The sequence below is a fragment of the Pantoea sp. EKM20T genome, from assembly GCF_011800485.1.
GTDB classification, from domain to species: domain Bacteria; phylum Pseudomonadota; class Gammaproteobacteria; order Enterobacterales; family Enterobacteriaceae; genus Pantoea; species Pantoea agglomerans.
The window spans coordinates 248,050-261,465 of sequence record NZ_JAALFW010000004.1 but is presented as its reverse complement, the minus strand read 5'-3'; the positions used below and the strand labels follow the sequence as shown (position 1 = coordinate 261,465).

Annotated in this window: 11 protein-coding genes and 1 riboswitch; of the genes, 4 read left to right on the top strand and 7 right to left on the bottom strand. The window is 56.6% G+C overall.

The window, feature by feature from the left end; genetic code table 11:
- Window positions 1–52: 52 nt before the first annotated feature.
- From HFD94_RS09525 to HFD94_RS09515, 3 genes are all read left to right on the top strand, one after another.
- Entirely contained in the window at window positions 53–964 is a 912-nt protein-coding gene (locus HFD94_RS09525) for a LysR family transcriptional regulator (protein WP_167433073.1), read from the top strand.
- Window positions 965–1,417: 453 nt separating this feature from the next.
- A complete protein-coding gene (locus HFD94_RS09520; RefSeq protein WP_167433072.1) occupies window positions 1,418–2,188 on the top strand; it encodes a transporter substrate-binding domain-containing protein in 771 nt (256 codons plus the stop codon).
- A gap of 37 nt (window positions 2,189–2,225) precedes the next feature.
- The gene (locus HFD94_RS09515) at window positions 2,226–3,299 is read left to right on the top strand and encodes a DUF2817 domain-containing protein (RefSeq protein ID WP_167433123.1); all 1,074 of its coding nucleotides are present in this window, start codon (window positions 2,226–2,228) and stop codon (window positions 3,297–3,299) included.
- 2 nt (window positions 3,300–3,301) lie between these two features.
- Here HFD94_RS09515 and HFD94_RS09510 read toward each other — a convergent pair whose 3' ends face one another.
- Window positions 3,302–4,075: a 2OG-Fe(II) oxygenase family protein gene (locus HFD94_RS09510; protein ID WP_033780229.1), complete on the bottom strand. Its 774-nt coding sequence runs from the start codon at window positions 4,073–4,075 to the stop codon at window positions 3,302–3,304.
- Between the two features lie 99 nt (window positions 4,076–4,174).
- Here HFD94_RS09510 and HFD94_RS09505 point away from each other — a divergent pair, with 99 nt between their 5' ends.
- Window positions 4,175–5,083, top strand: coding sequence for a LysR substrate-binding domain-containing protein (locus HFD94_RS09505; RefSeq protein ID WP_033773944.1), 909 nt, complete (start codon window positions 4,175–4,177; stop codon window positions 5,081–5,083).
- A gap of 98 nt (window positions 5,084–5,181) precedes the next feature.
- Here HFD94_RS09505 and uca read toward each other — a convergent pair whose 3' ends face one another.
- The 6 genes from uca to HFD94_RS09475 all read right to left on the bottom strand — a co-directional run bounded on the left by uca (window position 5,182) and on the right by HFD94_RS09475 (window position 13,006).
- On the bottom strand, window positions 5,182–8,793 hold the full coding sequence (gene uca / locus HFD94_RS09500; RefSeq protein WP_167433071.1) for an urea carboxylase: 3,612 nt from the start codon (window positions 8,791–8,793) through the stop codon (window positions 5,182–5,184).
- A gap of 164 nt (window positions 8,794–8,957) precedes the next feature.
- Window positions 8,958–9,593 carry an urea amidolyase associated protein UAAP2 gene (locus HFD94_RS09495; protein ID WP_129063358.1) on the bottom strand — a complete coding sequence of 212 codons (636 nt, stop codon included), beginning with the start codon at window positions 9,591–9,593 and terminating at the stop codon, window positions 8,958–8,960.
- 10 nt (window positions 9,594–9,603) lie between these two features.
- The gene (locus HFD94_RS09490; RefSeq protein WP_167433070.1) at window positions 9,604–10,332 is read right to left on the bottom strand and encodes an urea amidolyase associated protein UAAP1; all 729 of its coding nucleotides are present in this window, start codon (window positions 10,330–10,332) and stop codon (window positions 9,604–9,606) included.
- Window positions 10,329–11,114, bottom strand: a complete 786-nt coding sequence (locus HFD94_RS09485) for an ABC transporter ATP-binding protein (protein WP_167433069.1) — start codon at window positions 11,112–11,114, stop codon at window positions 10,329–10,331. The genes HFD94_RS09490 and HFD94_RS09485 overlap by 4 nt, the downstream gene beginning before the upstream one ends.
- A complete protein-coding gene (locus HFD94_RS09480; RefSeq protein WP_167433068.1) occupies window positions 11,111–11,926 on the bottom strand; it encodes an ABC transporter permease in 816 nt (271 codons plus the stop codon). Before HFD94_RS09480 ends, HFD94_RS09485 begins: the two co-directional genes overlap by 4 nt.
- Before the next feature lie 24 nt (window positions 11,927–11,950).
- Entirely contained in the window at window positions 11,951–13,006 is a 1,056-nt protein-coding gene (locus HFD94_RS09475; protein WP_010247121.1) for a putative urea ABC transporter substrate-binding protein, read from the bottom strand.
- A gap of 60 nt (window positions 13,007–13,066) precedes the next feature.
- A riboswitch (guanidine-I (ykkC/yxkD leader) is annotated at window positions 13,067–13,165 on the bottom strand.
- Window positions 13,166–13,416 lie beyond the last annotated feature (251 nt).

Here is a 13,416-nt window from a genome sequence, read left to right as displayed (position 1 = left end):
GTTACACTGTCAAAGATATTTTGACAATGAGATGTCGTTAACGGAGTTCAGGATGATCAATATGCAACGGCTGGGGATCTTTGTCGCAGTTGTCGAGGCAGGCAGTTTTACAGGTGCAGCTCAGACACTCGGGTTAACTAAAGCCGTTGTGAGTTTCAATATTAAACATCTCGAAGAGGAGCTGGGTGTCTCGCTCCTTATCAGGAGCACCAGACGCGTTTCAGCCACGGATACGGGTGAAAGATTTTATCATCGTTGCCTTCAGCTTCTACAGGATGCGGAAAGCGTATTAGAGGATGTGAGAAGTGATCACGCTGGATTAAGCGGGACACTCCGGATCACAACCACTCTGGAATATGGCGCTCGTGTTATCGTCCCTGCCCTGGCTGGCTTTGCAGCCCAACACCCACAATTACGCATACATCACGTCTCATCGTCAAAAAACGACGACCTGATTGCCGGCCGCTTTGATGTGGCGATACGACTTGGGCATCTTGCCGATTCCAGTCATCACGCCCGCCTTATCGATCAGTTTGATATCCTGGCGGTCGCTGCACCTTGTTATCTCAACAGCCTGAATGAAGCGTCTATCCGGGATCTTTCACATCTCGCGTCAGCAAAATGGATTGCGCATAGCCGTTTATCGACGCCACTCAGCTGGCAGGTGATCACGCCCGAAGGCGAGTCTGTGCTGATGAGCGCATTTCAGCCTGCCATGATCACGGCTGACAGTGCCTCTTCTTTGCTCGCTTTTGCTTTAGCCGGTGCTGGCGTGGCGATTCTCCCCGCCTGGCTGGTACAGGATGAGATTGAAAAAGGTGGATTAGTACGGCTACTGCCCGATCATCAATTCCCCCGTCAGGGAATTTACGCGCTCTACCCTAATACTCGTCATGTGCCAGAAAAAGTACGCGCGTTTATAGATTTCCTGCATGAACGTTTGGCGCACTCCAGCAGAAAATAATCGCATCCATCACATTATTCTGATGGGCTAACCGTTAATTTATCTCAACTGATTTAAATCCCATAAACTTTATTTTATGCAGCGCGGGAAGGGAAATATTTACTGTCTGGCTAATGACAATTGAGTTTAACGCAGGCGCATTACTTAATTCCCTGTCCTGATAAATCACTGCTGCGCGATAACCTGTAAAACTGGCGCTGGGGCTTGTCTTGTTATCCCAACCCCAGCGCCTGCGGCTTCAGGCCCGGACCTGCGCCATACCCTGGTATGGCTCAGTCATTTGATGCACAGTATTAAGTAAAAATTAACGCCGTATAAATAATTCGCACAGTCACTTAATAACATAAGATTTTAATCTGGATGATTGCGGTTTATTCGCTGGCAGGAAAACAGGTCGCATGTTATTAAATTTGAATGTCGCGCTTAAATTCATTTGCATCCGGGAATTAAAACATGAAAAAGAGCTTATCCCTCGCATTACTGTTTTCGCTCACAACAGTTAGTTACGCGGCACTGGCGCAGCAGACCCTGCGCTTTGGCGTTGACCCTACGTTCCCGCCGTTTGAATTCAAGGCGGCTGATGGATCATTGCAGGGCTTTGATGTTGATCTGGGCAATGCCATCTGCGCTCAGGCAAAGGTGAAGTGCCAGTGGGTGCAAATGGGTTTTGATAGCAGCATCCCTGCCCTTCAGGCGAAGAAATTTGATGCCATCCTGTCAGCGATGTCGATGACCGATAAGCGTCGTCAGCAGGTGGCTTTCAGCGATATGTTGTACAACACGCCCAGTGCTTTACTGGCACCGGCTGCCAGCACGCTGACGACCGATGTTGCCTCATTGCGCGGTAAGACGATCGGTGTGGCACAGGGCACCATCCAGGAAACCTATGCCAAAACCAAATGGGAGCCGGAGGGCGTTAAAGTCATCTCCTATCCTAACCAGATGGAAGTTTATCCGGATCTGGTCGCCGGGCGTCTTGATGGCAGCCTGGCCAATGCGGTCTCTGCTGAACAGGGATTCCTGACCTCAACCGAAGGCAAGCCGTACGCCATCAAAGGGACCCTGGTGGATAAAGTGATTTTTGGTGATGGCGTGGGTATCGCGCTACGCAAAGGAGATGAGGCAAACCTGAAGATGATTAATGCGGCACTGGCGGAGATGCATAAAAACGGGACTTATGACCAGCTCACCAAAAAATATTTTAAATTCAATGTTTATCCCTGATCCGCACAACGTGAAGAATCGCAGGAGTATGAAGACTATGGCGTTGCCCGACTACCACGTTCAGCGCGCGCGGTTTATGGCAGCGGCGCAGAGCAAAGGTGCTGAAACGACCTCTTATCCGCATCCTCTGCCTGGTCCTCTGGGAGAAGCTCTGTATACAGACGTGGCACGGATAGGACCGGCCAGCGCATCACGTCTGATGCTGGTCGTTTCCGGCACTCACGGCGTTGAAGGCTATTATGGTTCCGATTGCCAGATAGCCTGGCTCGAGACGCTGGATGAAAAAGCCTTGCCCGCTGATACCGCGCTGTTGCTGATTCATCTGCTCAATCCATGGGGCGCGGCGCATTTACGGCGCGTGAACGAAGACAATATTGATCTGAACCGTAACTTTATCGATTTCAGTCAGCCACCTCCTGCTAACCCGGATTATGCACAGTGGCACGGTATTTATCATGGCGACCGTGCCAGCGCCGATCGGCAACTGGCCGACGCACTCGAGGGCGCAGGCTGGCAGGCGGTTAAACGTGTCACAGAAGCCGGACAGTATAGTTTTGCTGACGGCTTTTTTTTCGGCGGTGAGAAGCCCTGCTGGTCACACCTTACGATGGCGGCGATCGTTGACCAGCATCTCTCTGTAGCGAAAACCATCATCAGCTTTGACCTTCATACCGGGGCTGGCGCATGGGGGCATCCGGTGCTGCTCTCTATTGCGGAGCAGCGTTATCCGGCGCATGACTGGGGCAAAGCCATTTACGGTGAGTGGCTGACCTTATTGTTTACTGGTGCCGGACGTGACAGTGTAACTGGAATTACAGCAACGGCAACCGGCTATCTGTCGCACTATCTGCTGACGTCGCTGGCTGACACCCGGATTTTGCCTCTGGTGGTGGAATGCGGGACTTACGAGGGTCAGGATATGCATCAGCGGGTGCGTGAAGATCACTGGCTGCACCTCTATGGCGATCCTGCCAGTGAGGGCGGCCATGTGATAAAGCAGCAACTGGTCGAGGGGTTCTGGCCAGAAGATGCGGACTGGCGTGCATTGGTGGCTTTCCGCACGCAGCAAATCTTTCTGCGCGGCTGGCGTGCCCTTGCAGACACGCCATGATGTCATAGTCTGCCGTAAAAGGTCATACGCGCGGTTTCTGACAACGCAATATCCGGCTGCGTATTGTAAGCCAGCACGGCCAGCATACGGGTGACCTCGCCTTCAGTTGGGGTCACACGGTGCAGGGAATTACGGCCACGAAACAGCACCAGATCCCCGGCATCTATCTCCAGCGCGTCAACGGTCTGGCGTTCTTCCAGCACTGCGTCGACACCGGCAAAGTTCATCTCACCGGCATCAGCATCCCGCAGATCTTTCACATACTGAAACACGCCGCCCGCCAGCGGTTTCTGTACCAGTAAAGTGATGGCAAATGAGGAGTTGTCGAAGTGCCAGCCCAGCTCCTGACCGTGTGATGCATAGTGCAGGTTGATCGAGGAAAGCGGGTCAGCATAGGGATAGAGCGCTTTTTCACCCAGTACATCGCACAGGAAATGTTTGAACAACTCATCATTATAAAGCTGGCGCAGCGGCGAGTCGGCAGCGATAACATCATCAGTGATGCAGCCTTTGGTGCTGATCACATCCCGATTACGCGGATGCTCAGCACTGAAAGCGTCATCAGGTTTCATCAGATAGACATTGTGCATGCTGCGGGTGTGATAAGCCTGGTGACGTTGTGCATTGCCCTCTTCGATGATCGCCTCTAAAGCGTGTGGTTTTAAAAACTGACGCAGTACCAGCGCGCCGGACTGGTTTAACTGCTCACGACAACGTTGACGCCAGCCATGATCGGCCAGTGGATGAAGATCGAGACGGACAAGGGAACCAGACATAGCAACAATTCTCATGATGAGCAGGTGTGATGTTACTCTACCGGTCGCCTGCAACGCTGCGTAACGATAAAAACTTAATGCCCTGATAAGGAAGTGTTAATGCCTGCCCAATTGCCAAGGTTGCCAAAGATCAGCGTCATACAGTCATTTAAAGTGGCTGCCGAACTGGGCAGCCTGGCAAAAGCGGCCGCTCAACTGGCCTTAACCCCGGCGGCAGTCAGTCAGCAGATTCGCCAGCTGGAGGAGCAACTCGGCAGCGCCCTGTTTTTACGTACGCAGAGCGGCGTGATGCTGACCGAAACCGGAAAAGAGTATCTGCGCTATGTCACTGAGGCGTTTGATATTCTGCATCTCGGTCAGCAAAACATCCGCCATGCGGCCAGCGCGCCAAAACTCACGGTTTACACATTACCGGCGCTGGCGTCCAAATGGCTGTTGCCCCAGCTGGCGAGCTGGCGCGACCATTGCCCGAATATCGATCTCTCGTTACACGGTACGCATTCTCAGGTCGATTTCACCGCGATGCCCGCCGATTTTGTGATCTGCTTTGGTGAGGATCGTTACCCGCAGTCAGATAAGCTGAAGTTGTTTCATGATGACGTGCTGCCGGTGGCCAGTCCTGCTCTGTTACATCGCTTTACACCGGAAACGATCTTAAGCCAGGCGCCGCTGATCCACCTCGACTGGGGTAATGAAGGCCGTTTTCTGCCGGACTGGCGAAGCTGGTTTCAGGCTAAAGGCATGGACGAACCTCTGCCGCAGCCCGCGTTCAGCTTTAATCTGACCTCGCTGGCGATTGATGCGGCCGTCGCGGGTGCTGGTGTGCTGCTGGGGCAGCGACGCCTTATCGCGGCGGAACTGGCACGGGGCGATCTGGTGGTAGTGGATGATCTTTGCCTGCCGCTGAGCAAACCCTATTACCTTGTCTGGCCGCAACGCACCCTGAGCCAGCCAGGCAGTGAGGCGATGATTAGCTGGTTAAGCCAACTGGGCGCGAGCGGCGGATAGCCTGTCGCCGTGATCGGACTCGCCTGCGTCCGCCAGTCTGGAACCATCAGCAGGCGCAGGGTCAGATTATTACTGCGCCACCAGGCGACCAGTTGTCATCATCCTTCCGCATTATCCTCAACAATCACCGCCACGCGTTGCCCTGCACGTACAGCGCTGCCTGGCTGCACGCTGACCTGCTGAACAATGCCGTCGCACGGCGCCAGAAGCGGGATCTCCATCTTCATCGACTCCAGCACCACCAGGATATCGCCTTCCCGCACCCGGCTGCCCGCCGTCGCCTGCACCTGCCATAAATTGCCTGAAACCGGGCTTTCAACCCCCTGCTCGCCTGGCTGCAGCGGCGCGTCGCCGCCTTCATCGGCCACACTTTCCTGACTGTCAAAATGGGCCTGTCCGCTGGCGATCCAGCGATCACGTTCCGCATTGAACGCGGCTTGCTGGTGATCGCGAAACCGACCGATATTCTCCGCTTCACGGGCGAGGAAATCCTGATATTCCGCAAGCCGCAGCGTGCTGTGCTCGATGCGCAGCGGATAGCGACCGAGGGGAAAATCGCGGCGAATCTGCAACAGCTCACTGGCTGAAACCGGATAAAAACGGATCTGATCGAAAAAGCGCAGCAGCCAGGGTTTACCGCCAAAATCGGCGACTTCATGATACCGGTTCCACATCTGCAGCGTGCGGCCGACAAACTGATAGCCGCCTGGCCCCTCCATGCCATACACACACAGATAGGCACCGCCGATGCCAACCGAGTTTTCCGCCGTCCAGGTGCGGGCCGGATTATATTTTGTCGTCACCAGCCGATGACAGGGATCCAGCGGCGTGGCGACCGGCGCGCCGAGGTAGACATCGCCCAGCCCCATCACCAGATAGCTGGCTTCAAAGACCGTGTTCCAGACAGCCTGCTCATCTGGCAGATCGTTTATACGGCGGATAAATTCCAGATTACTCGGGCACCACGGCGCATCCTGCCGCACGGTGGTCATATATTTTTCGATGGCCTTCTGACAGGCCGGATCGTCCCAGGAGAGCGGCAGATGCACCACGCGTGTGGGAACCTGAAGGTCATCACTCATGCAGACCCTCTCCCACTCAACGCGCACCCACATCAGCAGCACGTCGGGCGTCAGCATCTCCGGCTGAAAGTGGATTTGCAGCGAGCGGATCCCCGGCGTGATATCAATAATGCCGTTGCGGGATTGCGCTTCCAGCGCCTGCATCAACGCATGAATGCGAAAACGTAACACCAGATCCAGTTCCGGCTCGCCAGCCTCCAGCAGCAGATGCGTATCGCCAGAGAGGCGCGCCACCAGGCGTTTATCCGCTTCGCCGCAGGTCATCACGATGGGCGAAATCAGCGGTGCAGGCTGCCAGTCTGTTTCCTGTGGCTGGAGCGTGGTCAGCTCGGTGCGTCGGCCCTCTGCCAGTCGGCGGGCGGTGGGGATATCCACCGCGACAAACTGTACTTTGTCACCGGCTTTGAGCTGTCCCAGTTGCCAGAGGTCAGCCTCGATTACCGTCACCGGGCAGACGAACCCGCCAAGGCTCGGGCCATCCGGCCCCAGAATCACCGGCATATCACCGGTAAAATCGACCGCGCCGATCGCGTACGGGTTGTCATGGATGTTTGAGGGGTGCAGCCCTGCTTCACCGCCGCTGTCGCGGGTCCAGATTGGCTTTGGCCCGATCAGGCGAACGCCGGTGCGGCTGGAGTTAAAATGCACTTCCCATTCTGTGGCAAAAAACGTCTCGATATACTCCGGCGCAAAAAACTCAGGCGCACCGTGCGGACCATAAATGACGCGCAGCGTGCGCACCGTGGCAAGCTCTGTTTGCAGTCCGACGGGCAGTTCCGTTCCGGTTGCGCTCGCAGAACGCGGAGCGAGATGCAGCACGTCACCGCTACGCAGTGCCCGTCCGGCATGTCCGCCAAACTGACCAAGGGTGAAGGTGCTTTTGCTGCCTAAATAGTCCGGCACCTGAATGCCGCCGCTCAGACAGAGATAACTTCTGACGCCCGCGCCACTTATCGCGCCCAGCTTCAGCGTTGCCCCGGCCGGAATGGTAAAAACAGAATTCATTGACTGTCCGACGCCATCCAGTGTGACAGTGAGCGGCGCGCCTGAGATCACCGCCTGAATCTCAGTGTTAAATTTCAGGGTAGGTCCATTCAGGGTGATTTCCAGCGCGGCGTCACCCTCCTCATTGCCCAGCAGACGGTTGCCCAGACGCAGTGCGCGATCGTCCATCGGCCCCGACGGCGGCACGCCCACCGCCCAGTATCCCAGACGTCCGGGATAGTCCTGAACGCTGGTCTGGGTTCCGGCACTCACCACTTCAACCGTTGCCGCCTGATAGGCGAGCTGCTCCAGGCAGCGGGTCCAGGGTTCGCCAGCCGTAAAGGGCGCGAAGGCCAGAATCTGCAACAGATAGAGGCGATTGGTTTCGACGCCATAGAAACGGGTCTCCGCCAGCGCCTGTGCCAGGGTGGCGATGGCTTCCTCGCGAGTGGGGCGCCAGGTGATAATTTTTGCCAGCATCGGGTCGAAGAATGGCGGGACTTCACAGCCGGCTTCCACCCAGCGGTCAATACGCAGGGTTTTACCCTCGGCTGTCGGAAAGAGGACTTCGGTTAACAGCCCGGGCGAAGGCTGGAACTGCCGCCCCGGATCTTCCGCATAAATTCGCGCCTGCACGGCATGGCCCTGAGGATTCAGCGCGGCGGCTAACGCATGAAGCGGAGGAAGATCGGCTGCTGCCAGCTCAATCATCCACTGCACCAGGTCAACGCCCCACACCTGCTCCGTGACGCCATGTTCAACCTGCAGACGGGTATTCACTTCAAGAAAATAGAACTGCTGCGCCACGCTGTCATAGACAAACTCAACCGTTCCGGCGCTGCGATAGTTCACCGCTTTTCCCAGCGCGATAGCCGCCGCGCATAAAGCCTCCGCCATACCTGCGGGCAGATTCGGCGCTGGCGTCTCTTCGATCACTTTCTGGTTACGCCGCTGTACCGAGCAGTCGCGTACGCCCAGCGCGATTACCTCGCCCTTTCCGTCACCGAAAATCTGCACTTCAAGATGACGGGCGCGTTCGATATATTTTTCGAGAAATACTCCGGCATCGCTGAAGTTGTTCTGGCCGAGGCGCTGGACCGTTTCAAACGCCTCTGACAGCGCATTCGCATCACGACAGACGCGCATACCGATGCCACCGCCGCCCGCGGTGCTTTTGAGCATTACCGGATAGCCGACCCTCTCTGCGGCGCGGCGGGCTTCGCTGATATCCGCCAGCAGTTCACTGCCTTCCAGCAACGGCACCCCTTCGGCTTCCGCCAGCGCGCGGGCCGTGTGCTTCAGGCCAAAGGTCCGCAACTGCTGCGGTGTGGGGCCGACAAAAATCAGACCAGCAGCCTCGCACGCCTCAGCAAAGGCGGCGTTTTCCGAAAGGAAACCGTAGCCAGGATGAATCGCTTTCGCCCCGCTCTGCTGCGCGGCGGCGATGATCTTTTCCGTCACCAGATAGGTTTGTGCAGCCGGGCCTTCGCCAAGGCTTAGCGCCACATCCGCCTCGCGGATATGTAAACTGCTCAGATCGGCTTCGGAGTAAACGGCGACCCCTTTCACCTGCATGGCACGCAGCGTGCGCAGGATGCGACAGGCGATAGCACCGCGATTAGCAATCAGTAAGGTATCAAACATAAGCGAACTCTCAGGGATGCGGGTCGTCCCGCAAAATTCGATATTCCCTGGGGCCGTCCCCGGGGCTGACCGGCACGTAACAGGCGTGCGCCGGTGGTGTTTTGAGAGGTCTGACGCAAAAGGCTGAGAAACTCAGTCCCGCTTGTCGCCATGGCAACGCTGACTCAGTTCCACACCAGCACTTCGGCGGGCGTCGGGTTCCAGCCGTTACAGGGGTTATTCAGCTGCGGACAGTTGGAGATCAGCACCATCACATTGCATTCGGCTACCAGCTCAACGTATTTGCCGGGTGCCGATAGCCCGTCTTCAAAGGTCAGACCGCCTTCCGGCGTAACCGGAACGTTCATGAAAAAGTTGATGTTGGCACCGATATCGCGTTTGTGAAGGCGGCCATCGTGCAGGCAGGCACAGAGAAAGTTATCCCGACAGCTGTGCATGTAGCGCTTATCCTGGGCATAGCGCACGGTGTTGCTCTCCTGCGAGCAGGCTCCGCCCAGGGTATCGTGACGACCGCAGGTGTCGGCGACGATAGTCAGCAGCGGATTGCCGAGATTCGAATAGAGCACGCTGCCGGTGGTCAGATAGACGTTTCCCTGACGACGCAGCGTGCGCTGAGGATCGTAGCGTTCCCGCGGGTTATCGATGTTATAGAACAGGGTATCAATTGCCTGATTCCCTTCGAGGTCGAGCAGGCGCAGCGTCTGCCCTTTTTTCACTTCGAACAGCCACGGCTCGCCTGCCGGTATCACGTGGCGATAGACGGCATCTTCAGGACGACGATCAGAGTTAATAAGGGTCATCGCAGCCTCCTTACAGGGCAAAAAGTTGGGTGTTATGAAGCGCGCGCTGGTTTTCACCGCGCGTGACCATCGCTTCGCTGACGGCCTGCATATCGTCGGCCTGATACCAGCTCAGCTGAACCGGTCGCGGGAGATAGTCAGCGGCGGGATCCTGCGGATGTGGCAGCGCGGTCAGCACCATCAGCACGTCCATGGGTGCGAACAGTTCAGTGAAATCGCCGGCGCGGCTGTTGCCCGCGCTAAACCGGAAGCGGCCCTCCTCATCAACCGTGACCTTGCTGAAAAAGTTGACGACCATCAGCAGATCTTCCAGGCCCAGATCCCATTTGCCCATCTCAACCAGCAGATTATCGGTGCCGTTGCGGTAGAAGCCGTTGCGCAGCTCCTGATAGCGTCCGGCTCCATACTTATCGTGCGCTTCCGCCGCGTTGAGAACGCCGCCAAACGGGTCGTGCCAGCCGCAGCTATCCGCCACGATCGCGGCCAGTACGCGTCCCATGTCGGAGTAGAAACAGTGCCCGGTGGTCAGGCGAGCCGTATGCTGGCCTTTCAGGGTATCCGGCAGATTCAGGCGTTCACTTTTCTCGTGGGGATTGAGCATCATCATGCTGACGTTCGCGCCGCCCTCGATGTCGGTCAGGCGCAGGATTTGCCCTTTGCGCAGAATCAGCGAGGTGTGCCCTCCGCCAGGCAGCTGCTCTTCGCGCAGGCTCGGAGCTGAATGAAAAAGTGCGGTCATTGAGCGGTCTCCTTGAGGGGATAAATGTTGTTTTTGTTGCGGGTTGCCAGCTGCGACAGCCGCGTTTCATTAAGCGGGATGTCGTAAGTGATACGCGCGCCCCAGGCATTGGGGGCCTGAGGATCGATGCGCACTTTGTCGAAAACCAGCAGCCGGGTGCCAAGATTGAAGCCTTCGGCAAGGTCGTGAGTGACCATAAACACCGTCATGCGGGTTTCGCTCCAGAGCTGGAGCAGCAGCGCATGCATATCTTTGCGGATGCCGGGGTCCAGCGCGCCGAAGGGCTCATCCAGCAGCAGTACGCGCGGCTGCATCACAAAAGCCTGCGCAATGGCCAGCCGCTGCTGCATCCCTCCCGAAAGCTGCGCCGGATATTTATCGAGCGAATGGCCCAGCCCGACTTTCTCCAGCATCTGTTTTGCCTGCTCACGGGCATGGCGTTTTCGGGTGCCAAACAGCCGGCCAGTAAACGGTGAAGCCGGAAGTTCGAGGCCAATGGCGACGTTATCCAGTACATTGAGATGAGGAAAAACCGAATAACGCTGAAACACCACGCCACGGCTGCGATCGGGTTCCGCGCGCAGCTGTTCGCCATCCAGCGTGATTGTTCCCCGTGTCGGCCTTTCCTGCCCCAGCAGCAGGCGTAAAAACGTCGACTTACCACAGCCGGACGCCCCCACCAGCGAGCAGAATTCACCTTCTTTGACCTGCAGATTGATGCGTTCCAGCACCACGTGGTCGCCATACTCCTGCCAGATATTTTTGATATCGATAAAACTCATTCCCGGCCTCCTTCCGCCCAGGGGAAACAGACTTTGTGCAATTGACGCAGGGCGAGATCCATCAGCCACGCCAGCAGCGTGATCCAGATGACATAAGGAATGATCACATCCATCGCCATATAGCGACGAACCAGGAAAATGCGATAGCCCAGTCCGGCGGTTGCGGAAATCGCTTCGGCGGAGATCAGAAAGAGCCATGCGGATCCCAGCAACAGGCGCAGCGAGGTGATCAGCCGCGACAAGAGCTGCGGCAGCACAACCCGCAGCACCACCGTCCAGCTGTTCGCCCCCAGGGTTTGTGCTTTGATAAACAGCTCTGCGGGGATTTCCCGCGCCCGATGTTCAAGGTCGCGCGCCAGCATCGGCGTAATCCCGATAACAATCAGCATCACTTTTGACAGCTCATCCAGCCCGAAGACGATAAACAGCATCGGCAGGAGCGCCAGCGGTGGGATCATCGACACCACGGTCATAAAGGGTGACAGCGCCGCGCGACTCATCGGGAAGACGCCCGCAGCAACACCGATGCAGAGACCAATCAGTGAAGAGATCGCCAGGCCAGTCAGCAGACGGCTTAAGCTAATCCACGTATCCGCCCACAGCAGATATTCGCCGCTGCGCTTGTCCGGCGTGAAGGCCATCCGATCAATGGCGGCGATCATTTGTGACAGGCCGGGCAGCAGTTTGTCGTGTGGGTTGGCTTCAAGACGCACCGCCGAACTGATAAACCAGACGGCGATCAGCAGCACAAAAGGTAATAGCATCAGCGTCAGGCGCATTCCCTGCCGGGGATAGCGGTTGATGTGGCGCATGGCAAATACTCCTGAGATCGGTGATTACAGCTTGCCCGCAGCGGCCATCTTCAGATAGCTGTCGTCAAAGCGCAGTTTGATGTTCGCTGTATCACCGACGGTGATGTTGCCAGGGAAGCTCATACCGATGAAGTCAGCGCTTTGTGCGCCCTCGCCCAGCAATCCTTTATCAAAGGAGAACGCGGCGACGCGCTGCATGGTTTTCGCCAGATCGGGGGAAGAAACAAATGTCTGGGTTTCGGCTGGGGTCCAGAACAGGTGGGTGGTTTTCAGCTGCGCCTTGTATCCGGCGAGGTCAGTACCGGAATCGGCAGCCATCGCGCTCAGCGCCTGCGCATCTCCGGCCTGCATTTTCGCCATCATCTCAAACCAGGCTCCGGTCAGTGCCTTACCCAGCGCGGGGTTATCTTTCAGGGTCTCGGTGTTCACCACCATCATGTCAATCAGTTCGCCCGGCACGGCCGAAGAGCTGAACACCTCTGTGGTTTGCGGGGTTTTCTTGATCACTGAAAGCTGTGGATTCCAGGCAACCGCCGCCTGCACGCCGCTGGTACCAAAGGCGGAGACAATATCGGCATCGGAGGTGTTCACGACCTTAACGTCTTTTTCCTGTAAACCGGCCTTCTCCAGACCGCGAACCAGCAGATAGTGCGAAACCGACAGCGCAGGAAGATAGACAGACATCCCTTTCAGGTCGCTGAGTTTTTTATTTGCGCCTTTCAGCACCACACCGTCATTGCCATCGGAGAAGCTGCCGGTGATCAGCGCCGTGGAATCAATGCCGCCCGCCGCAGGTATGGTCAGCGCATCCATGTTGGTCATGGTGCAGCCGTCGAACTGACCCGCGGTGTACTGGTTGATCGACTCGATATAGTCATTGAGCTGAGTGATATGAATTTTGATGCCGTATTTGCTGGCCCATTTATCGATGATTTTCTCGTTGCTGATGGTGCCCCACGGCATCCAGCCCGCATAGATAGTCCAGCAGATATTGAACTCTTTTTTAACCGCGGCGAAAGATGGCGCGCTGACCAGCAGCGTTAGCGACAGAATAAGCGTCAGGAGGGGTGATTTCTTCATGGTTGACCTCTGGTTGGCACAAAAAAACGGGAGCAGCGCAAGACACCATTTGGTGCCGCTGTCTCCCGGGCTTTTGTCCCGCCGTGTAACCTCGCAGAGGTCGCCAGCTCTCGGACCAGACATTCACCTGCGTGAACCGGAACCCTAGCCAGCTATTTGCTATCAATTGTGTCGAACGCTGCTTACTGTTCAGACTTCAGCAAATGGCGTGCCAGAAATTAACTTACGTAAAATCAGAGAAATAGAGAGAGCATAATCCAGAAGGCACCGGGATGGTGAGTCAGTAACGGGCGTTGCACATTATCAGTGCCGGACAGGCAAGAGATATCAGAACCCTCAGTCAGTCTCTTTTCGTACTCACATCTATACCGGAATGCAGACCCGGACCGTGACGCCCATCACTTATCGCT